The sequence below is a fragment of the Christiangramia echinicola DSM 19838 genome (assembly GCF_000423065.1).
Classification (GTDB): Bacteria; Bacteroidota; Bacteroidia; order Flavobacteriales; family Flavobacteriaceae; genus Christiangramia; species Christiangramia echinicola.
Genome location: NZ_AUHG01000016.1, coordinates 64,661 through 88,572, shown reverse-complemented (window position 1 = coordinate 88,572; position 23,912 = coordinate 64,661). Strand labels below are relative to the sequence as shown.

Sequence of the window (23,912 nt, the reverse complement as noted above, 5' to 3'; positions counted from 1 at the left end):
TAATTATCCGGCAAAGATGTATCCGCAGCCTTTAGCTTGTGCTCTGGACAATGCCCATACCCCGGAAGGAACGATTTGAATTCCCGGAAGCACAGCATCTTTCCATTCCTGGTATACTTCTTCTTTTTCCATACCCATTTTTTCAGCCGCCATCCCACTGTAAACATTCATAGCCAGATCACATACACAGAACATTGCTCCCCTATCCTGCAGGTCTTTAATGCCTGTAATAAATGGAAAAGGCATATCCTTGCCTTGCGGCTCGTATACCACATTTCGAATAGCGGCAGATTTTTTATTATTATCCTGCACTTCAAACATTTCACCCATATTATATTTCTCCCACACTTCATCTTTCATTGCAAAAGGAATTGCATTGTGCCTTAGCACGGTCATTCCCGTTAGATCATCATCTGCAGACCCAGAACCATTATTAGTATGATACCAGGCCCAGTTCCAAATAATAGGAAAATTATGATGCGGCATAGAACCATCAAAAACTACTCGGTGTGTACCTTTGATCTTATCGAACCATTTATCTGGATCGCTTATTTTCTTATTATCGAAGGCGGCAATTTTGGCCTCAAGGGGATTAGTTAATACAGACATTCCACTGGCAGCAGCTCCCAGAACCATCGCGCTTAGAAAATCTCTTCTGTTTGAATTTAATTGATCAGGTTTCATTTTTAATAATTTAAGTTAGACAAATGCTTAGTTAAAGTGTAGTGATCTTAAAGTTAAGCTTTAAAATTTTAATAAAACACTAAGCAACAGAAGGTTAAGCTATTCAAAAGGAGGTTATTTCGTTTTCTTCATTCCGTATTCTTCTTTGTAAAATTCCATAATAGGTTGAAATGGTCCCAGTTGATGCTGAGAAACAGGGAAAGTATCGGCATAAGGGGGGTAAGGCGTAGAGACCGGTTTCTTTTTTAGATCAGGAAAATCGAATTCAGGATTGGTTTTTATAGGGCGTTCATGCTGATTTATATAACCGGCCAGGTCATATGCCTCTTCATCTGTAAGCTCTGGCTTCTCGTAAGTTGCTCCATAAGGCATATTGGTTTTAATGAATTCTGCCGCGGTGATCACCCGGGCCATCCCTGCACCAATATTATAAGAATCTTCGCCCCATAATGGTGGATATAAATATCCTGGGTAATCCTGTAGTGCTATTCCCTGCCCATCTTCTCCATGACAGGACGCACATTTATTTAAAAATAGCTTCTCCCCTTTTTGAAGATCTACGGCCCGGTTTGGAATTTTTATCCTGGTATATCCAGCACCTTTCACCTTTCCATCCTCCGGAGCAAACTGGTTGAGCCAATGCATATAAGCTACAAAAGCCTTCATTTCCTCTCCGTTTGGAGGCAATGGCTTGCCGTTCATACTGCGCTCCATACAGCCATTTATGCGTTCTTCTATAGTACCTATCTTGTTTTCTCTTCCTCTAAACTGTGGAAACCTGTTTATCACCCCAATCAGCATCCCCGAGTAAGGCTTGGTTCCGGCATTTAAATGGCAATTATTGCAAGCAAGATTATTTCCTGAAAACGAACGTTCCCTTTTTCCATTATTGGGTCCTAGATATTCGGCAGTATTAATAAAAAGCTCGTAACCATATTTTATCTGTTTGCTTTTCCTGGAATCATCCAGGTGAAAGGTATCATAATCTGCGGTTAAGGGATCTATTTTGTTTTTATCTATTTTGACATAATCAGTTTCAAATGCCTCATTTTTGAATAGAAAAAAAACAATGAGCAGTAATACCACAATAAAAGATAAGCCTATTAAAAGCTGAACTGTGGTTCTTTTTTTTCTCAACGATTTATATGTCATAATCCTAATGTTTAAAGGATTATAAGCAGGAAGATCAGGAGGTAAAGATTGAATTAAATTAGTAATTCAATCATAAAATTACGGATTTTATTTTTTGAAAGCTAGCGGTCTGAAAAACTTGCGCAATTGAATTCTGAAATTCTATACCGCCATTTTAAATGGCTCTTCTATTCGTTTTGAATTCTATTGTAATTCTCTTCCCCATCTTTCTTTTCTCTTACCGGAATTACCATAAATGGGGTATTGGTGTGATATACCAGTTTATTAATGACTGGTTTAAAAAGTATATTTTCAAAGAAACCATGCTTTTTATGAACCATGATGATCAGATCTATATTATTCTCCTTCTGGAAATTTTCTATGGCTTCTGGGATATCCTTTCCTTCGGTTATATGAAACACCGCTTTTTTATCTTTCAAAAACTCTGATAGTCGCTTTCTGTTAGCTCGTTGCTGTTCATCCAGGTTTTCAGTATAAACATTAAGCACATGCAGGCGGGAAGAATGCAGGCGGGTAAAAAATTCCAGGAAAAGGAGTTCCTCCTCCCGAAGTATCTTATAATCTGTAGCAAATAATACTTCCTCTGGTTTTTTATAAACATATCCGGACGGAACAGCCAGAACCGGGCGGTTCACTTTTTTGATTGTGTACATAGTTTGGGTTCCTAAAAAGATCTCTCTGGCGCCAGTTGCCCCCTGGGTTCCCATGATAATAAGATCTATATTTTTCTCTTTAACCAGACTTCTTATCTTGCTGATTAGCAAATTAAAATCAACCACCCATTTTAGCCGGTGCTTAGGGTTCTTAAATTCAGTTTTTAGAGTATCCCGAAGCTCCTTTATTTTCTCAACGGCCACATCCCTTGTAGCATGAACCAGTTCTAATGCAGTGAAATTATGAAAAGCTTTTCCTGAATGATAGGCCGTTGGAGTAAAAGTATGTAGGAGGTAAAAAGTACATTTATAATCCTTAAAAAGATGTAGTGCATACCTTATTGCATTGATAGAATTCTCTGAGAAATCTGTAGGTAGAATTATACTTTTCATAGCTTTGATATTTATACTTAGAAAAATAAAACGACTACCCTCAAAAAAACATGACTTTCGTCATAACATATTGAATTAATGCGTTTTATATTTTATGATTCGGTGATCTCCCCTTCACAGGAAACACAAACCATTACCTTTTAAGAAAAAACCTATACCCAGGATAACTAACTAAACTTTCAAAAGTTAGAAATAATATCACCAATAACAATTTTAGTGTTTTCCTTTTACACCAGGTTTTCTAACAATAGTTAAACATCAATATGAATCACTGTTTTTCAGACACTTAAAAACCTTGCTGCTGAAATCTTATAACTTAATTCTGTATATTTAAGATTATAAAATATGTTTCTCACACCCTGCTTTCAAAAATATGTCTAAGATAATTTTCATGCTTTTCCTGGCTTGTATTACTTCCTGGTTTAGTTTTTCACAGTCCAAAAATCTAAGCAAAAAGGAAATAAATAACCAACCGATAGACTCAAGCCTGGCCTGGATGCGCGCTAATATCACCACCGCTGAGAATTTAGAAGAATTCCATGCTATTGGTCTTAAGACATTAAAACGAAGTTTAAAAACTGAGAATGATACTTTAACTGCTCAGATTCATGAATCATTGGCTAGCTGGCATGCTTACAATGGTCTTTTTTCACCAGACTCTGTAGTTTATCATGCTGAAAAAGCACTGGATTATCATTTAAAAGGTGGTGATAAGAAAAAAATTGCAGATACTTATAGATCGCTCTCCATAGATTATTTAAATACCGGGCAATTAGACAAAGCTCAGGTAGTTCTTTTTAAAGCTATTGGTCTATATGAAGAGATAAATGATGCAGCCGGTCTTGGTAGTGCCTATCGCACTTTAGGTGTGAAATACAGAGTAATGGAAGATTATGATAAATCTATAGAATATACAAATGAGGCCATTCCACTTTTAGAAAAGACCGAAAATTACAGTGAACTGGCCATCGCTCAATTCAATTTAATAATCGGTTATGGTCAACTGGGTGAATATGAAAAAGCTTACAAAGCAACCGAATATTGCCTGGAAATCGTAAAATCTAAAGCTCCTGAAGAAATTTTCGTTCCCGTGAGAGCTTATTCTTATCGAGGTGATGTATACCTCAAAGCACGAGATTATGAGAATGCATTGAAAGATTATACGTCAGCCTGGGAATTATGTAAAGAACATATAGGTGAGGATAGATGTGCCACCTATAGAACCGAAATTGGTAAAATATACCTGTATCAAAAAAAATACGAGCAGGCATTAACACATCTATTAGCCGGGGTTAATGCTTATGAAGAGAAAGATCAAAATGGCCTGATCCAGCCATATCTAGACCTGGCCGAAGCTTATATTCAACTCGGTGATTTTGAGAATGCACTGTTATATAAAGACAAAGCATACAATAATTCTAAAAACTTACTTGAAGGCAAGATTGAAAATATTGAATCTGAGATGGCCATTAAATATGAAACCGGGAAAAAGGATGAGGCCCTGGCATCTCAGTCTGCTTTGATTGCTCAAAAAAGTAAGACCCAAACACTCTTTATAGTTATAGTCTCTCTATTAGCCGTGTTATTACTTTCATTATTATTCTTCTTTTTCAGAAGTAAAAAAGCCACCAGGATTATCCGGGCCAAGAATGCTGAAAATGAATTATTACTAAAAGAAATACATCACCGGGTAAAGAACAATCTTGAAATGGTAAAAAGCCTCATTGCTCTACAATCGGCTCAAATAGAAGATCCTGCTACCAAAGAAGCTATGATCGCGAGTCAGAACCGGGTGCAATCCATGGGTATTATACATCAAAAATTATATCAGGGCACTAACCTGGGTAGTATAGAAATGAAGGATTACTTCATCAATTTAAGCGAAGGTATTCTGGATACATTTAATGCTGAAGACAAAGTGAAAATTGAATGCGCCATGGATCAGTTGGATCTGGATGTAGATACCGCGGTTCCCATTGGTCTTATTGTAAACGAATTATTGACAAATGCACTTAAATATGCTTTTCCGAAGCAAAAATCGGGTGTAATAAATATCAGTTTAGAAAAAGATAGTTATCAGAATTTAAAATTACAGGTTAGAGATAATGGAGTAGGAAAAACAGATGGTCTTGCACCAAGGGGAACAGGATTTGGATCTCAATTGGTGAGATTATTAACTCAGCAACTTAACGGAACAATGATAGAACGGAATGAAGAGGGAACTCATATTGAATTTGATTTTCTAATTAGAAAAAGCGCCTAATGAGTGAAAAAATAAAAATACTTATCGTTGAGGATGAGATGATCATAGCGGCGAACATCTCTTTACAATTAAATGAACTGGGTCATGAAGTTACCGGGATTGTTCCTCGTGGTGAGGAAGCTTTAATGCATATTAAATCTGAAACTCCGGATATTTTACTGTTAGACATCAACCTGAAAGGAAGCTTAAATGGAATAGAGACCGCATTAGAAATGCAAAAGACACATGATATTCCGGTTATTTATTTGACCGCTAATGCTGATGATGTCCATTTTAATAAGGCAAAGGAAACTCACCCCTACGGTTTTATTGCCAAACCTTTTAAAAAATTAGATCTGCAACGAGCCATAGAATTGACCATAAGCCAGATAGGAATCAAAAATGACCCCAATCCTAAGGCACATTCTAACAATGAAACCTTAGTCTTAAGTGACTGTATCTTTGTGAGGCACCTTAATTCTATGGTGAAAGTAAATATCAAGGACATACTTTACATTGAAGCCGAACGTAACTATTGCCGTATTTTCTCTAATAATAAGGAATATTTACTGGTCATGACTCTTAAGGAAATGGATAGAAAATTACCCTCCAGACACTTTCTAAGAATACACAGATCATTTATCATCAATATTTCTCACATCAAAGAAATTGCCACTACCCATATTGTAATTGGGAGAAAAGCAATTCCTATTAGTAAAGCTCTGAAAAAAGTATTGCTAAGACGATTGCAAACCATCTAATTCTTTCGCTAAAGAAAATGTCTTCCCCGGACAGCTTAAAGATGCATTCGTCCTGAATCACTTTTTAATCTCACTGAATATCACTTACTTATAACTGTAAAAGATCATAGAAGTGCCTTAAAGATCATCACAATGGCACTTAAAGGAGCCCTACCATCAATTTTGATGTTCTATTTCTGTCTTTTTCATATTCAGGTCATTCATCAATCTAAATATAGGATATAAAGAAGGCAGAAATATTTCTGTATAGTAACCGAATTCCCTCAAATATTAAGCAGTTGCAGATTTTAATCTACTAATCTTGAAATCTAAATCATGAAGGATAAAACTACTCGCGTAAATAATAGATTAGGGAAAAATTTAACCGATAATGCTATAACAAGATACCTTACGTTCTCGGCACTTTATGTAGCACAGGGAATTCCAGAAGGCATCACATATTTTGCACTACCAGCATGGATGGCGATGAATGGAAAATCTGCAATGGAGATCGCTTCACTTGTTAGCGTTATGCTTATTCCATGGAGTTTTAAAGTTTTAATAGCGCCTTTAATGGACAGGTTCACTGTTTTATCTATGGGTAGAAAACGGCCCTGGGTACTCTTTGGTCAACTTGGACTTATTCTGAGTTTTATTAATCTTGGTCTGGTAACCGACCCTTTAAATAACCTCAGCGGATTAATGATCGCAGGTTTCTTAGTAAATTTCTTTGGCGCTTTTCAAGATGTAGCAACAGATGGAATGGCGGTAGAAGTTATCCCAAGAAAAGAGCAGGCAAGAGCTAATGGCTTAATGTGGGGATCAAAAACCATAGGTAATTCATTGGCTTTGATTACAGGTACATGGCTTATCAATAATTTTGGTTTTTCATTCACTGTTTTCTCCCTGTCTATTGCCGTAGCATGCATTATGATCTTCCCTTTATATTTTAAGGAACGACCCGGCGAAAAACTCCTTCCCTGGACTTCTGGGAATGCGTCTATAGAGTCTAGAAAGACACAGTTAAGAAGCTGGAAGCACATATTTAAAAGTCTTTACAGAGTAGTGATATTAAAATCCAGTTTGGTGCTATGTTTAGGTATTTTCATTTTAGGAATAATGTATGGATTAGTAGATACATTACTACCAATTTTTAGCATACAGGAATTAGGATGGTCTAATTCATACTTTTCGAACATACTTTCTATTACCACCGTTATTGGAGGTTTCTTAGGGATGTTCATAGGTGGTTACCTGGTTGATTATTTTGGTAAAATTAAAATGCTAACTCTTTACCTGATCTTAGCTACAATCCTAATTGCAGTATTTGCATTCATAACCCAATTATGGAGTAGTATTTTTGTTGTGATCACCTTTATTCTATTTTATTACACTCTATATACATTTTTATGTATTGCCATATTTGCATCTGCCATGCATCTATGCTGGAAAAAAGTCGCGGCAACTCAATTCACACTTTATATGGCCTTGTCTAATATGGGACGTGCCATGGGAGCTGGTTTACTGGGAATTTTGAAGACCAGTTTCGATTGGGAAATGGTATTTATTACGATCTCCATTATACCTTTTACCCTGGTAATCTTAATTCAGTTTATCAACTTAAAAAGACATAGGATCATAGTACAGAGCTTTGATGTTTCGGTCTTTAAAATGGCTGCTCCTCCAGTTGTGAAAAATTAAATTGATTTTTACTGTAAAACATAAGTATCTAAATATTCTTAAGACTTTCTGGTTTTGAGGAATTATAATAGGATCGAAGACACTTTAACCGCCATATAGTTCCGGCTGGATCTAAATATATACTCACTTCTAACCGTTCATTTAAAAAAATAATTTGTCTTTCGGTTAAGTATGTTATTTTAGCGCGTCTAGAGATCTTCAAATCCCTATTTAACTGTAGTTTTATTTTATGATAAAAGTAGTCATCATCGACGATGAAGTAAATGCTCAGAATTTACTTGAGAAAACACTGAATAAGTATTTCCCGAATAAATTCAATATTGCTGAAAAATGCCATTCGGTAGATGCTGGTGTCACGGCGATTAAAACGCATGAGCCAGAGCTCGTCTTCCTCGACATTCAAATGCCTGAAAAAAATGGTTTTGAACTATTTCATTATTTCGAGGTCATAAAATTCGAGGTCATATTTACCACGGCCTACAATCAATTCGCGATCAAGGCCATAAAACGAAGTGCCCTGGATTATTTATTGAAACCAATTAATAATCTGGAATTAACTGAAGCTATAAAAAGGTTTGAAACCAGGAATGAAGGTAGTTTTGCCCAGAAGAAATTGTCATTATTACTGGAAAACCTAAATGTAAATGACCAGAATGTGAGTAAGATCGCCTTTGCTACCCTGGAAGGATTTGAGCTCATTCATTCAAACCAGATCCTGTATTGTAAAGCCGAGAGCAATTACTGTAGCATTAAAAAAATTGATGGCATAAATAAAATGGCTACAAAAACACTAAAGTTCGTGGAAGAAATTCTTCCTTCAGCCTTCATTAGAATTCATAAAAGCTACGTGCTTAATTTAAATTTTGTGGTAAGGTATCATAAAGCCAATAAGGAAGTTGAACTAACCAATGGAGAGAAACTTCCTGTTTCCTTTCGTAAAGAAGAAGAATTTATAAATGCCATTCTACAGAATCAATAAACCTTTACTCCTCTTATTTTTTTGGTTCAACTTAGCCTTTGCTCAGAATTTTCCGGGTAAAAACTATACTTCAGCTAATGAGCTGCCCAATAACACGGTGCGATCTCTCCTGGTGGACAGTAATAATACTTTGTGGATAGGGACTGATAATGGTGTCGTAAAAAAGGAAAATGATCTCCTAAAAAGTTTTTTTGAAGAGGACGGCCTGGCAATGAACAGCTGTTGGGCCATTGCTGAAGATCATAATAATCATATTTGGTTTGGAAGCTACGGTGGCGGAGTCAGCATTTATGATGGAAGAAATTTTAAAGTGATCTCGGAAGCAGACGGATTGATTCACAACGAAGTCACTAAACTTTTCTCCTTTAAAGATCATATGTTCGTAGGTACCAGTGATGGAGTTTCAGTAATCAATATAAATTCCTTGGAAATATATTCTCCAAAAGCACTTACTCAGGATGAACTTTTCAGGGTGACAGGTTTTTTCGAATTTCAGGAGCTTTTGTATATATCAACCTATAGAACTGGTATTTATAAAATCAGCTTTAAGAAGGATCAGTTCATTTTAGAAAAAGTGAATGATCATAAATTCATCTATTCTGTATTCGTAGATAATGATAGTATCTACAGCAGTAATAAAGGTTTTTACACCAAAAATCTACTCGCTGATTATGTTAATAGCGACGATTCTATTATCACTAACAAATTGGGTAGATCGATTATCTGGGACCATGTAAAAACCGTTAATAATATGATCTATGCTGCGGCATGGGGAATCTATGATACCAATGGCGGCATCTATGAAATTAAGAATAATGAATTAATTTCGAGAGCTTCAGATTTCAATATTCCCAGTAAGAATATAATTTCCGTGGCTTATGATGAGAATTTTGAGAGATTATATATAGGTAGCCTTGAGGCCGGATTATTTGAGATCAATTTAGATCCCCAGGTAAAATTCAATGAAATATCCGGGAACGATGTCCTCGGATTCGCAGAAACAAAAAATACCTCTGCCATTCTATTAAATGACGGACTTCTTCTAAAACAAGCCAAAAATGAACAAAAGATCAGTCTGAATCAACTAAAACAATGGCAACAGGAATATGTTAGAACAACCAAAATACCCTTACCAAAATATGAAGACTCTTTTTATGAATTAGACTATACGACCAGGGCTGAAGAGATCATGTTTTATGACATAAAGGTTTCTGAAAAAAAATACTGGCTAAATACAAATATTGGTATCTATGTTATAGAAAATTCCGGAGAACTTGAACGATATATCCCGCTACATTCCGAAGAAATCAATTTTACTAAAAACGGTGATCTTATTGAGACTCATCCTTACGGCGGAATAAGAATTTATAGTGATCTGGATACTTTTCAATTTGAGTATTATGAGCAGGAGGCTCCACAAACACCTACCCTGGTTGTGAACAGCTTAGGACGTGGTCCTAAAACCTATTTTCTTTCCGTCTTTTCCGGACTCTACAGTTGGGAAGAAGGCAAATTCAGGTCTTATCTGGATGAGGGCATTTGGAGAGAATCAAAATTAAGACATATTACCCCTTTAGGAAGAGATATGGCTATTTCTAATGAGTTTGGTGATATATTCATCGTAAATGATGAAGATCAATTTGACATCTTACAAAAAATTCCACGCGCTAAAATCCCCGGGAATACTATTTCGTTTTTAAAAGAATATAAAGATCATCTTTTAATAGGGACTGAAAAAGGATTGACGATTTTCAAAGATAGGCGGCAAATCCTGCTCGATTCGGAACAAGGGCTAAAGCAACCCTTTTTGAGTACCGTGGTTAAAGAAAACAGGCTGTTTCTGGGGACAAATGGCGGATATTATAACATTGATCTTGATGCGGTCATCGATCCTAAGACCCTGGTAGACCAGGTTAAACTTGAGGGAATTTATATAAATAATAATGAACTCCCTTTGAAGCAGATCCCTGGAAAGGAGAAAATAAACCTGGCCTATGATCAAAATACAGTGTTGCTCGAATTTAGTACCACTGCACATCCTTATCCTAAAAAATTAAAGTATCAATATAGGTTAAACCCGAATGCAGACTGGAGTCTCCCTTCTTCTAAACCAGAAATATTCCTGCCATTCCTACCATCGAATGATTACGAAGTCACTTTAAGAGTGTTAGATGGCAGCACAGGTATGTATTATACACAATCACTAACCAAACTATCTATTAATCCCCCATTCTGGAAATCCTGGTGGTTTATACTGATGATCATCATCTTCCTCTTGCTATTAGTATTTATTATTTATAAATACCAGATACGGCAGCACAAAAAATTTGAATCACAAAAGAGAATTATCCAGAAGCGATTTGAAGAAACCAAGATGGAAGCCTTACTGGCGCAAATGAATCCGCATTTCATATTCAATGCTATGAATTCCATTCAAAATTATATCGTAGACAGTGATATAGATAATGCAAGCATTTTTCTGGGTGATTTCGCAAAACTCATCAGGTTGAACCTGGATCACTGCACAAAACCTAAAATTCTACTGGAAGAGGAAATTGAATATTTACGATCCTATATCCGGGTTGAAAATACTAGGTACAACTATACGATAAAGGTGAGCTTTAATATAGATCCCACGATCGACACTTATGACGTGGAAGTTCCCACGATGATCTTACAGACCTTTGTAGAAAATGTTTTTGTGCATGCGTTTCCTGCCAGTGTTTCCACTCCGGTTTTAGAAATCTCTTTCAGGCAATTATCACCAAATTTATTACAATGCAAAATTGAAGATAACGGGGTTGGAATTTCTAATAACCATACCCATAAACTCCACGAATCTAAAGGTGTAAGCCTGGTCAAAGAACGCCTGGCTCTACTGGGTTACGACGTAGAAAAGACGATCCAGATAAACTCTCGCAAGAATAAAGGCACGACTATAATTGTGCAACTCGCCATTTAAACGTTTACTTTCAAAATCCATACGTTTACTAAATGACACTTTATCATTCTAACTTAACATTTACATTTATGAAAAATTAGAGCAAGTGACGGTTATTTTCAACATGAAAATTGCTTTCAGATAGTTTATTATAAGTAGGGTTGTAATAAATTATCGGGGTTTCAATAGCCGGAACTTCTCTAGTCTTTAAGGCATAAAACCACTAACTTTTGTTGGTGGTTTTTTTTTGCCCGTTCCTAAAAAAAGTAAGCAGATTATCCCGCATAATATCAATGAACACTTCGCATTTAAAATTGCGGGCATGAAATATTAAATATATCAATAACTTCAATTATCAATTCAGTATATATTCGCCGGTACAAAATTAAATCAGGGAAGTCCTTTTCAATTTTTATTTCCTGAACTGGGTGAGGAATACACCAATGGAGACCACCCCCATCCCCACAAGATCCATGGTTTTAATTTGATCTCCAAAAGCTATCCAGGCCATAAACATGGTTACGGGGGGACCCAGATAAAACAAACTGGCTACCTTGGTGGTATCCAGACGTTCTATTAGTTTCCACATCAATATATATGCTCCCAATGAAACTGCCAGGATCAACCAACTCATGGCGTAAAAAAATTCGGGTACCCATTCGGTTTGTAAATTCTCAATAAAGATGGCCGGGAAAGCCAGGGCCAGCATCGTCGCGATACCCTGATAAAACAGGCTTTGCGCTATAGGTAGCTTTTGGGAACTCGCATTCAATTCCATTTTACGCTGAATCAAAGTCGCAACCGTAATGCCCATTACAGAAAATAAGGGAATAATATATCCAAAGAGCGAACTGGAACTCCTGAAATCGATCCTAAAACCTACACTCAATACTACCCCGATAAAGCCCAGTACTAAACCTATCCACTGGTAAAAGTTTGTCTTTTCATGGGTGACAGACGGAGACAGTGCTCCTGTCGCAAGAGGTTGCAAGGCCACAATAAGCGCCACGATTCCTGCGGGTACCTCACGGTCTAACGCAAATAATACACAAGTTAGCCAGACTCCATGAGCAAGAAAACCAATGAGCATATTTAATGATGTTACCTTCCAGCCAAACCATTTTAACCTGTTTCTCACCAGTAGATAAACGAAGATTAATAGGCTCAACACCAAATATCTCCAGAAAACAAGCGTAAATGGTCCCGTATGCGGGAGTCCATATTCGGCTCCAATAAAACCCGAGTTCCATAATAACACGAACCCGATGACCAATATTAGTATTTGTTTATTCATCGTTTCGAAACAATTACCAGAAACTCGCAACAGTTTTTTAAAATGACTCAATTCAAAAGGTCTGAAAAAATAAAATCTATCGAAAACAATTTTTGCTCTGGTATTAAATGATCTTTTAAATAAATGACAATTCTAAGCCGACCCCTGCATAAGGTTATAAATATTGAAACCAAACAGCACCAGAATACTGAATAACGCAAAAACGGTAGGAATAGGAATATTATTGATATTTAAGGGGATCTTGAACACGCCTTCTTTTTTATCTTCTTTATTCCTGTATCGGAAACTCAGTAAAGCGATATTCACCATTCCAAATAAACAAAAAACAAAAATGTTACTTATTGAAGCGACTATTTTAAGATTACCAATAAGCCCGAAGCCAATGGTTACCACGGCAACCGCAATAATTGCATAGTTGGGTGTTTTATTTCCCAAGCCAGAGAGGGTGGTGAACTTCTTGAGCCAGGAAATATTACTATCCCGGGCAACATCATATAATACCCGTGATGTTCCTAATATATTGCTTAAGATAGTTTTGCTGGTGGCAAATAGCGCTACGATCACCAGAATGGTCCCTCCTATGGCACCCCACTGGGATTCAATTATAGCAGCCAGAGGTCCTTCCTTTTCCGAGAGTTCCTTGGCGGTAAAAGTACTAATAGCACTAATCGCTATGAGCACATAAAGCAGAAAAACAATTATACCACTAAAAAGGACTCCCCGGGGCAGCACTCTTTTTGCGGCTTTAGTCTCTTCTGCTAGTTTCACCAGGTCTTCAAAGCCCACATAACTAAAGAAAATGAGCGCCGAGCCAGCCAAGATACCGGTTATACCACCATCTCCCATATCAAAGTAATTTACCGTTCCCCAGTCTGGAATACAAAAACCGATCACCAGGGCCAGCCCCAATAATGTTATTGCCGTTGCCAGTTTGTTAAACTGAGAACTTATTTTGGATCCAATGATATTAAAAATTGCCATGGCCAGGATGATCCCAATTATGGCGATCCAGTTGGGTACTTGAATCAACCTGCTTAAATATTCTGCGAAACTTATAGCTATAGCTGCCGGGGCAACAATTCCGGTAAATGCTATGAAAATCGCCATCACGAGGGCCGTTTTCTCATTCATTCCCTGCTTGATATATTCAAAGCTGCCCCCGGCATCGGGAAACCGGCTTACAAATTCGGCATAAGATAACCCGGTTAATAAGGCTACAATAGCGGCAACCGCAAAACTTAACCAGAGCATATTGCCGCTAAGCCCGGCCGCCTGACCAATGATGGCGTAGATCCCGGCACCTACTATACCGCCTACCCCAAACATGAGAATATCCCAGAACCCGAGCGATCGTTTTAATTTTTCCTCAGCCATAATTCCTGCATTTTTAAGCTATTTAAACAAAACTTAAAATTTTATCTCAATATCTTCATATTCAAAATTTTAAAGTTTTTATAAAAGGTGGTGAGAAATGCTAAAAAGGTAAAAAATGAATGGAAAAGAAAAAGTCTTAATCGATAGGTTAAAAATTACTAGTAACGTCCTAAATCCGGTTAGCAATAATTTAAAAAATATATTTTTTTGATCTCTTGTCGATCTCTCGCGGTAAGTTAGTTTATGCAGGTTTTTATTTTTTTTATAAAACCATGTTTTATAAAATAATTAGAATTACCAATTAAAAGAGAAGGTAAATTCGAATTACCCCAAAATGTTAGAACAAGTAAAAGGAACTAGGGTTGTATTGTTAACTTTTACATTTAAATTCCAAATAAAAGATAATATTATTCAACTTGAATCTTCATAGAATAAATGGAGCTGGCGTAAGCTTGATTATTTCAGCAAAAACTATAATTCTGTATGGTTGGATGGGAAAAGAGGCAGAGAAAAACTAAATCATAGCAATTTCTTAGTAAAATCAAGAATAAAGAATCAGACTTTATAAATGAGAAAGTTAAGTTCATAAAGTATCTAGTTGACATTTCGAAAATATCTTCACCAGAAAAAAATGATCACATATTTTTCCTTTGGTTTTTTCAGAAAACGATCAAGAAAAACCTTTGATCTAAGCGAAAATAAACGGGTAATATGATCTAGCAGAAATTGAGAAAAGTATTCTCATAATATTGCTCGAATCCAATAATGATAGGTTCCTATAATGCTGTATTTCTTCAAGAAGGATTAATAAATGATATAAGCGTCTCCTCCATAATATCTGGATTTGCTCCCTCCTCCCCAGCGACTAATGCACCCATTGCACATGCCTGGTCAAGTGAGATTTGTGGTTCTTCTCCTTGCAACAATTTAGCAATTAATGTTGCTAGAAAAGAATCTCCTGCGCCAACAGTATCTTTGACCTTTACCTTGTAACCCGAGTTATAATACATTTTTTTATCATGCAATAATACTGCTCCATGCCTTCCCTTGGTCACACAAATAGTTTTTGCATTCGATTTAACAGCCATAAAGAGTAGGTTTTGTTCCAGGGAATTATATTTGGACCCTAATAAAACTGCAATCTCAAAGAGTTCGTCATCATTAAACTTTATGAACTCTGCATGCTCCATCAATGCTATCACTAATTCCTTTGAATAATGTGGAGGTCGTAAATTAAAATCGAGCACCCGAAACTTAGCTTTCGGAATAAGCTTGAACAAAGTGCTTCGACTTATTTCATCACGGCAAACTAAACTTCCAAAAATAAAAACATCGGCCTTTAAGACAGATTCTACCATTCCATCCTTGAGTGTGATCTTGTCCCATGCTGAAGGATACCTGATTTTATAAGTAGCAGAACCATTAGCAGAAAGACTAACATTTACAATTCCGGTATCAAATTGTTCGTCTTTTAAAATATTCCCAGTTTCTATATTTCTTGAGTTAAGGTAGCTAAGCAATTGATATCCTTTTACATCAACACCAGTCTTGCTTATCATCTCTGTGTCTATTCCCATGCTGCTTAGTCTGCTCGCTACGTTTAATGGCGCCCCACCAATTCTTTCTGTAATAGGAAAAACATCATAAAGGATTTCTCCAAAACATACTGCTTTTATTTTTTTTGTCTTCATTTCTTGTTTACGAATTTAAAACGGAATAGTATTTCTCAATAAAAAACACGAGGATAAACCCCGTGTTTTTCTGACAAACCAAACAATTTATAATAATTAATATCCAGAATTCTGAACGTAAAGTCCACCTGTAAAATCAATTTCCCGTTGCGGAATTGGATAATACTCATCTCTCCCGGCGGTAAATACAGCGTTAGCTAAAAAGTCTCTTTTAGTCTTTTCTTCATCCAGATAAGCATTTAGAGTTTCTTCAGCTTCACCCCATCTAACCAGGTCAAAGAATCGTGGTCCTTCCATGCCGAATTCAAGTCTTCTCTCAAACTTTAATGCTTTCCAGGCAAATTCCTTACTTGGAAAAGAAGTATATGATCCTACATTATAGATATCTGAAGCGCCGGCCTCAACCGGTTTCTGTGTACTAGCAGCAGCCCTTTCTCTAACTTCATTTATCAAAGGTAGTGCTTCATCATATCTATCTAACTGAATAAGCGCTTCCGCTTTAAATAATAGAACATCGGCATATCTAATAAAAATTACGTTTCTCGAAGTCCCAACAAACGGACCTTCTTTCACATAGCAAGAACAATCTGGCGCTTGCTGCTCTTTCATATTCCCGAAGAAACCATAAACTCCCGGATCTCTCGCCCAACTAAAATTATAGATCATATCTCCCTGTTCATTCACGGTATTACGGTATTTAAAAGGTCGTCCCGGTACTCCTACGGTATGATCTAATCTAGGATCTACAGTTAAGCCTGAAGAAACTGCTACCGTTCCATCTTCCTGAACATCGTTTAAAATATCTGAACCATTAAAAGAATCTAATAATGGTAAGCCATTTGCGTCTGTTCTAAATGAATTTACCATATTCTGGCTGGCAAGATGGAAGCCACAACATCCGTAAAGTCCAGTGCCATGAGGAGAATTTAATCCTGTAACGAAGCTTACCCTTCCAACTCTCGTACCATCATTAATAGAAAATTGTGCAGCCCATATAGATTCAGGTCCATTTTCATTTTCAATAAGAAAATTATTCGCGTAATCGGGTTCAAGACTACCGGTTACCTCATTAGCATAATCTATAACTTCCAGAAGAGCAGAAGTATTTATACTAACTACCTGATTATTTTCGTCCTGTTCGTAAGCCTGATATAGCTTTGTTTTAGCTAGGTAGGCGGCAGCAGCATTTCTATCAGCTCTTCCCGCCTCATCCTGAGCTTGAGGCAGATTGTTATACGCGAAAAGAAAATCATTAGCTATCAAATTCCATAATTCCTGATTTGGAAGATCATTTCCGGTATCGGCGATCTCGTCTTGTGTAAGATCTTCAGTGATATAAGGAATCTTTTTGAATATTCTTTTAAGCATAAAATGGCAATGAGCGCGTAAAAACCTCAACTCTCCCTGCCGGGTAGTTTTCAAATCATATTCCGCGTCAGGAATATCATTTATTACTTTTAGCGCAAAATTTATCCTGGAGATGGCTTTGTAGTAGTTTGTCCATGTTCTAGGAGCCATCAGTTCTCCCTGATCTGGAACCGTTAGATAATATTGTTCATATCTATCAACTTCACCAACATCACCTCGACCCCCTCCGCCTTTGTAGGAATCATCAGAGCGAACGCTCCCATAAACCCACATATGGGTTAAGGGCCCTATCATATCGTCATTGGCAATTCCTGCATAAGCAGCAATCACGAGAGATTCAGCATTTTCAGCTGTTGCTACATTCTCATTGGAAAGAACTCCTTCTGGTTCATATTCTAGAAAATCTTCGGAACAGGATATTAATAGGCTGGAAAGCAATAATCCTGTTATTATATATTTTATATTTTTCATGATTGTCATATTTTAAAAGTTCACGTTTAATCCAAGAGAAACCACCGTTGGCACTGGGATTCTATTCACATCGGTTCTTTCAGGATCTGATCCTATGTAATCATTAGGTGTAAACCAAAACAGGTTTTCTCCCTGAACATAGATTCTAAAACTTTCCAGAACTCCAACTTTTTCAATTAAAGCGTCTGATAGGGAATATCCTAATTGGGCATTTCTAATCTTGAAATATGAATTGTTTCGAAACAAATAATCGGAAGTTCTCAAATCGTTAAAAGCGAGTGATAAAGATGGAATATCTGTATTAGTGTTGTCTGGGGTCCATGCGTCAAGTACACCCAATCCAGCATTTTCCCTACCCTGAACAAAATTGTTCCAGAATATGTAAGGATCCTGGCCAATTCTACCGGTCACCCCAGATCCAAATACGGAGAAATCCCAGTTTTTGTACCCAAGATCTATTCTTACACCATATTCCAGATCTGGTAAGGTTGTACCTATAAAATCACGGTCATCTGTATCTATAACATTATCTCCATTAAGGTCTTTAAACTTAATACCTCCGGGACGAGCACCCACCTGTTCTGGAGAGCTATCTATATCTGCCTGACTTTGGAAGAGACCATTTGATTTATATCCAAATATCGAAAATTGAGAATGCCCGAGTATTGAATTTTGTGCCGTTCCAGGGAATCCTGCCCGAACTTCTTCAGGAAGAAATGTGATCTCATCCTTAAAAGAAGATAAATTAGTTGACACTGAAAAAGTAAGACCATTTTCTAAAGTATTCGTGTACGCAAGTGCGAACTCCCAACCATTGGTTTTCGTAGAAGCACCGTTTAATACTCGCTGCTGACCTTCTCCAAGTACTGAAGGAATTGGAGGCGTGGTTAAAATATCAACCGTTTCCCTGGTAAAATAGTCAAAGGATCCACTCAATTTGTTATCAAAAAATCCAAAGTCTACACCAAAATTCCATTCTTTGGTGGTTTCCCATTTAAGATCTGGATTCTCCGCCTGGACAGAAACAAATCCGGAAGGTAAATTCCCTGTATTATTACCATTAATGTCATAAGCGGTACCAACGTTATAATACTGCTCAAAGAAACCGCTTGCATATTGCGAAAGAGTTGGGCCATATCTCGCTTCATACAGTCCGAATCTGGCAAGATCACCAATTGATTGATTCCCCACTTCACCATAACCTGCTCTTAACTTAAGATTGGTAATGGTTTCGCTTTCATTTAAAAAGTCTTCGTTACTTAACCTCCACCCTGCAGTCACCGCCGGAAAAACACCATATCTTTCATTCTTCCCAAACCTTGAAGAACCGTCTCTACGTACAGTTACCGAGGCTAAATATCTATTATCAAATGAATAATTTATTTTACCAAACTGAGAAAGCAATCGGCTACCAGAAGAACTTCCGTTAGAAGTCCTGGCACCTGTTCCAGCATCTAATACAAAGTAAGATTCTTCTTCTACGGCAAAACCATCAGCTCTTGCAAGAACACTATCAAAATCATTTTTAACCGACTCCACACCCAGAAGAACGCCAAAATTATGATCTCCCAATTCCAGTTTATAATTTAGCGTATTTGTAAATACTACACTGGTATATTTATTAGTATCAAAGGTAAGACTGTTATTACTCCTGGTTATAAAGCCATTATTTACTCGTGGCTCTATATCTTTTCTTTTGAAATCGCTAAAGTCTATCCCGAAACTGGATCTAAAAGTTAGATTTTCCAGAAGGTCGGCTTCCAAATAAATATTTCCAAAGAAATTATTTTTTTCAGCATTATCCCAACGATTCAAATATTGCATCAATACAGGATTGTTCCTATCTGAATAACCTGCTCCAATGGGGCCGGCAAAATTCCCATTAATGTCATATACTGGTATTGTTGGTGCCAGAGATATAGCCAACCCAGGAGTAGGCGCACTTCCCACATCTGGAGATGCCAGCGTTTCATCTGATGTTGAAAACTGTGTATTTACACCAAAACGAACCTTATCTTCAAACAAGCTTGTATTTGCATTGACCTTAGCCGTAAAACGCTCATAATTGGTGTATTTAAGAATACCTGTATTTTTAAGGTGTCCAAGATTTACAAGGAATGAAGATTTTTCAGAATTAGCAGAAACAGTTAACTCATTATTATACACATATCCAGTCTCATAAGTTGCATCCTGCCAGTCTGTATCTCCTGCCGGAACCGTTTCATCTCCGCCAACAAAAGGTCTTACGGTAACACTATTTAGTACAGGATTTTGAAAATCATTATTCCAATCGAAATTATAAATTTCGCCATAGCCGGAGGCAGGGTCGGCACCGTCATTTATAGAAGCCCTCCATAAGGCCTCACCTCGCTGAACTGCATTCAGCATATCATACCGCTGCTGTTTTTCAGACTGTACAGAAAAATTTGAATTGAAGCTTACACTTACTTTCTCTGCACGACCGCTCTTATTTTTGGTGGTAACCACGATTACCCCATTACCAGCTCTTGCTCCATATAATGAAGAGGCAGAAGCATCTTTTAGTACCTGAATAGATTCAATGGCATCTGGATTCAAGGAAGAGAAAACTTCCTGTCTCTGAGTAGGCACTCCATCAATTACGTATAGTGGATCATTGTTCCCTAAAGTAGTTATACCTCTAATAAGCACCCTACTACTTGCTCCCGTAGGATCTCCAGATTTTTCCACGAAAAGGCCTGGAACTCTTCCCTGCAGTGCCTGCATAGCATTTCCAGAACTTCTGCTTTGCCCTTCTATGGGGGCTGTTTCAACAACAGTTATTGCTCCGGTTACATCCACTTTTCTTTCCCTGGAGTATCCTGTTAAAACAACCTCATCAAGCAATGCAGAATCTGCCTGTAACGCTACATCTATAGTGGTATTACTATTTACAGGTATTTCAAGTTCTTTATATCCAACAAATGTGAATACTAATACGCCATCCTCAGGAACATTTTCCAGGATGTAATTTCCATCAAAATCTGTGGAAGTTCCATTACTGGTCCCTTTAACAAATACTGATGTTCCTGGAAGAGGCATTCCTTCCTCCGCTGTAGTTACCGTTCCTGATACTTCGATCTCCTGTGCCGAAACAAAACTCAGCGGGAGCAGGAACAAAAAAAATAAAATCGAATTTAATTTCATAATGCTCTTTTTAGTTAAATTTTAGTTGGTAGGCTTCTATTTCATTTAGGGTAAATGAGCCATCTACTGATTGTAGTGAAAGAGTTTCCCAGGGATGATTCGGGAAGAAAATTTCAGTCATTACAGTTTTTCCTCCATCAAAGAATAGTTCAATAGAAGTTTGGTCAATTATGATAGTACCATCAAGGTTTTCGGCAGTTGAAATTCTAGGAGCTGTTGATATTTTCGAAGCAAATTCTTCAGAAAAATCTACCTGACCTGCTTTTGACCTATTTATAAAAAACTCTTTATCTGAGTGATCATATCCAAAAAGAAGCTCTTCTCCTGTTGAATTCGAAAGTTTAAACTGATACTTCTTTTCCTTTAAATCTGAAATTTCAAACCTTATTTCTGCGCTGTTAAGAGCTATTTTTTCAGAATCAATAATTTTAGTTAATCCATCAATCTGAATATTTTGATCTTTATATTTTTTGCTACGATAGCTTTGCAACTCTTGTACTGGCACCGAACTAATGATATATTTACCATCTAATTTTTCAAGTTTTAGTTCTCGAGCAACCGTCATGGCACTGCGCCAGGTTTCCGTAGGCACTTTCTGAGCATATTGCCAATTAGACATCCATCCCAGAAATAGGGTTCTTCCGTTTTCCTCAGGAATATTGGCCCAGGTTACTCCTGCGTAATTATCCTTTCCAAAATCCATCCAGTATGGATGTTTTTCACCTAGATCCTTCATTTGCTCTACTGGCGTAAAAGTTTTGCCATCGAAATCCCCTACAAAATACTGAGTTCCAGAACCGCCATTATATCCGCCAGGATTTAAACTTTGAATAAGTACCCATTTCAACTCGTTAGTATCCCCAACATACATCGGGAAGAAATCTGGACATTCCCATACCCCTCCATGAGCACCAATCCCTTCACCAAAATCTGACTGTCGTGTCCAGTTTTTAAGATCTTTAGAAGTATAGAACAGTGTTTTTTCATAGGTTGCCAGAACCATAATCCATTGTTGATGAATACCGTCCCATGTTACTTTTGGATCCCTAAAATCTTTAATGCCGGGATTTTCAATAACCGGATTACTCTCATATTTCGTCCAGGTTTGACCTTCATCCAAACTGTATGCAATCGCCTGGGACTGGTAATCTATGTCTCCTTTTTTCTCCCCTTTCGGATCATGGTAGGTGAAAATGGCCACAATGGGGGTTTTCCCATTTTTGCCAAATCCAGAAGTATTGTTTTTATCCACTACCGCACTACCGGAGAAAATGTAACCCTTCTCATCAGGGTAAATGGCAATAGGCTGCTCCTTCCATGAAATCATATCGTTGCTAATCGCATGACCCCAGTGCATTGGCCCCCAAACATTATCATCTGGATAATGCTGAAAAAACAAATGAAAATACCCGTTAAAATAGAACATTCCGTTAGGATCATTCATCCAGTTCTTTTCTGGAGTGAAGTGAAAATTAGGTCTGAAATCCTCATCTTTCTGAACTTCGACAGAAGCTGTTTCTGTTTGAGGTTCTGTATTCTCTGTAGCATCTTTACAAGAGGTAAAAAAACTAACAGGAATCGCCATATAGACAATTAGGTAAATTATTTTTTTCATATTGATTGGTTATTAATTGATACATTTTTATTTACAGAAAGTTCTTCACTTAAATCTTCCAGGGATTTCCCCTTGGTTTCTGGCATCATAAAAATCACGAAGATCAGCTGCAGCACCATCATAAAAGCGAAGAAGGCGAATACATATCCAGGACCTATAGTAGTAAAGAGAAATGGAATACTTGATGGGATTATTGCTGCAAGCACCCAGTGTGTTGAAGAACCAAATGCCTGACCAGATGCACGTAAACGGTTCGGGAATATTTCAGAAATAAACACCCATATAACCGCTCCCTGACCTATAGCGTGCGATGCTATAAAAAGAAATAGAAAAACGGGAACCCATAGTCCGCCCCAATTCAGGAAAAAAGCGGCAGCCACAAGTGAAAGAGAGATTATATAACCTATGGAACCATAAAGTAAAAGTTGTTTTCTACCAAGTCTATCTATTAAAAAAACTCCTAAAAGCGTAAACAGAAGATTCACCACTCCAATTCCAATACTGCTTAATAATGCAGTACTTTCACCTAAACCGGCAGATTCAAATATTCGTGGTGCATAGTATAAAAAGGCATTTATGCCCGAGAGCTGATTAAAAAAGGCCACCAGAAATGCGAGTATCAACGGAAAACGATACTTTTTCATAAAGATATTTTCGCCTGTTGTTTCTTTAGCATCCAACTCCTGTATCTCCCTAATCTTACTTCTGGAATCGATGTTAGGATTGATAGTACTCAACACTTTTTCAGCCTCCTCAATTCTTCCTTTTGAAACCAGCCATCTTGGGCTTCTAGGAATAAATAATACGAATAGAATATATATTAGGGCCGGCAATGCTTCTATACCTACCATCCATCTCCATGGTTGAGCCCCTGTATTCCGCAATAAATAATTGGACAGGAACGCGATTAGAATACCTAATACTATATTAAACTGATAAAGAGAAACCAGTTTCCCTCTTTGATTTGCAGGTGCAATTTCAGATACATAAGCCGGCGCGGCAATTGTAGAAGCTCCTACTCCAAGGCCACCAAGAAACCGAAAGACTGCAAAGGTTATAGGATCATCTACCAGGGCTGACCCTAGAGCAGAAACAAAATATAGTACGCCAATAATTAGAAGTGTATTCTTTCTTCCCCATTTATTCGTTGGAATACCTCCAAAAACAGCCCCCACTACAGTTCCCCATAACGCCATCGCCATAACCACAGATCCATGAAATGCATCTGAAGTATTCCACAACGCCTGAAGTTGCTTGTCTGCACCTGAAATTACAACCGTATCAAAACCAAATAGAAAACCGGCAAGTGCAGCGCTAATTGACCAGGTTAGAATTTTATTCATCACTTAATTTTTATATCTAAAAACTAAATTATGTTTAAAATTCCTCCCTATATTTTAAGAATTCCGCAAATAGTTTTAATATTGTTAAGGATAAGTGAATTTTCGA

General features: G+C 37.2%; 15 protein-coding genes. 5 read left to right on the top strand and 10 right to left on the bottom strand.

Annotated features, from left to right (window positions below; all coding sequences use genetic code 11):
* Window positions 1–3: 3 nt before the first annotated feature.
* The 3 genes from G530_RS0112090 to G530_RS16875 form a co-directional block, all read right to left on the bottom strand.
* On the bottom strand, window positions 4–684 hold the full coding sequence (locus G530_RS0112090; protein ID WP_026934786.1) for a Tat (twin-arginine translocation) pathway signal sequence containing protein: 681 nt from the start codon (window positions 682–684) through the stop codon (window positions 4–6).
* Between the two features lie 114 nt (window positions 685–798).
* Complete coding sequence (locus G530_RS0112085; protein ID WP_026934785.1) at window positions 799–1,836, bottom strand: c-type cytochrome; 1,038 nt, start codon at window positions 1,834–1,836, stop codon at window positions 799–801.
* A 167-nt stretch (window positions 1,837–2,003) separates the two neighbouring features.
* On the bottom strand, window positions 2,004–2,882 hold the full coding sequence (locus G530_RS16875) for a universal stress protein (RefSeq protein ID WP_051199779.1): 879 nt from the start codon (window positions 2,880–2,882) through the stop codon (window positions 2,004–2,006).
* Between the two features lie 373 nt (window positions 2,883–3,255).
* Between G530_RS16875 and G530_RS0112075 the strand changes: the two genes are divergently transcribed.
* The 5 genes from G530_RS0112075 to G530_RS0112055 all read left to right on the top strand — a co-directional run bounded on the left by G530_RS0112075 (window position 3,256) and on the right by G530_RS0112055 (window position 11,506).
* Window positions 3,256–5,145, top strand: a complete 1,890-nt coding sequence (locus G530_RS0112075; RefSeq protein ID WP_026934784.1) for a histidine kinase dimerization/phosphoacceptor domain -containing protein — start codon at window positions 3,256–3,258, stop codon at window positions 5,143–5,145.
* Window positions 5,145–5,885, top strand: coding sequence for a LytR/AlgR family response regulator transcription factor (locus tag G530_RS0112070; RefSeq protein ID WP_026934783.1), 741 nt, complete (start codon window positions 5,145–5,147; stop codon window positions 5,883–5,885). Before G530_RS0112075 ends, G530_RS0112070 begins: the two co-directional genes overlap by 1 nt.
* Window positions 5,886–6,200: 315 nt before the next feature.
* Window positions 6,201–7,565, top strand: coding sequence for an MFS transporter (locus G530_RS0112065; protein WP_026934782.1), 1,365 nt, complete (start codon window positions 6,201–6,203; stop codon window positions 7,563–7,565).
* Between the two features lie 229 nt (window positions 7,566–7,794).
* Window positions 7,795–8,544 (top strand): LytR/AlgR family response regulator transcription factor, encoded by a 750-nt coding sequence (locus G530_RS0112060; protein ID WP_026934781.1) that lies wholly within the window; start codon window positions 7,795–7,797, stop codon window positions 8,542–8,544.
* Window positions 8,522–11,506 carry a sensor histidine kinase gene (locus G530_RS0112055; RefSeq protein ID WP_084519465.1) on the top strand — a complete coding sequence of 995 codons (2,985 nt, stop codon included), beginning with the start codon at window positions 8,522–8,524 and terminating at the stop codon, window positions 11,504–11,506. Before G530_RS0112060 ends, G530_RS0112055 begins: the two co-directional genes overlap by 23 nt.
* 391 nt (window positions 11,507–11,897) lie before the next feature.
* Here the strand turns inward: G530_RS0112055 and G530_RS0112050 are convergent, their stop codons facing one another.
* From G530_RS0112050 to G530_RS0112020, 7 genes are all read right to left on the bottom strand, one after another.
* Window positions 11,898–12,779: a DMT family transporter gene (locus tag G530_RS0112050; RefSeq protein ID WP_026934779.1), complete on the bottom strand. Its 882-nt coding sequence runs from the start codon at window positions 12,777–12,779 to the stop codon at window positions 11,898–11,900.
* A gap of 132 nt (window positions 12,780–12,911) precedes the next feature.
* Window positions 12,912–14,153 carry an APC family permease gene (locus tag G530_RS0112045; RefSeq protein ID WP_026934778.1) on the bottom strand — a complete coding sequence of 414 codons (1,242 nt, stop codon included), beginning with the start codon at window positions 14,151–14,153 and terminating at the stop codon, window positions 12,912–12,914.
* 794 nt (window positions 14,154–14,947) lie between these two features.
* Window positions 14,948–15,844 (bottom strand): carbohydrate kinase family protein, encoded by an 897-nt coding sequence (locus G530_RS0112040; RefSeq protein ID WP_026934777.1) that lies wholly within the window; start codon window positions 15,842–15,844, stop codon window positions 14,948–14,950.
* A 96-nt stretch (window positions 15,845–15,940) separates the two neighbouring features.
* On the bottom strand, window positions 15,941–17,683 hold the full coding sequence (locus G530_RS0112035) for a RagB/SusD family nutrient uptake outer membrane protein (protein WP_026934776.1): 1,743 nt from the start codon (window positions 17,681–17,683) through the stop codon (window positions 15,941–15,943).
* Window positions 17,684–17,695: 12 nt separating this feature from the next.
* The gene (locus tag G530_RS0112030) at window positions 17,696–20,848 is read right to left on the bottom strand and encodes a SusC/RagA family TonB-linked outer membrane protein (RefSeq protein ID WP_026934775.1); all 3,153 of its coding nucleotides are present in this window, start codon (window positions 20,846–20,848) and stop codon (window positions 17,696–17,698) included.
* Between the two features lie 10 nt (window positions 20,849–20,858).
* The gene (locus G530_RS0112025) at window positions 20,859–22,463 is read right to left on the bottom strand and encodes a glycoside hydrolase family 32 protein (protein ID WP_026934774.1); all 1,605 of its coding nucleotides are present in this window, start codon (window positions 22,461–22,463) and stop codon (window positions 20,859–20,861) included.
* The gene (locus G530_RS0112020) at window positions 22,460–23,806 is read right to left on the bottom strand and encodes a sugar porter family MFS transporter (protein WP_026934773.1); all 1,347 of its coding nucleotides are present in this window, start codon (window positions 23,804–23,806) and stop codon (window positions 22,460–22,462) included. Before G530_RS0112020 ends, G530_RS0112025 begins: the two co-directional genes overlap by 4 nt.
* Between the last annotated feature and the right edge of the window lie 106 nt (window positions 23,807–23,912).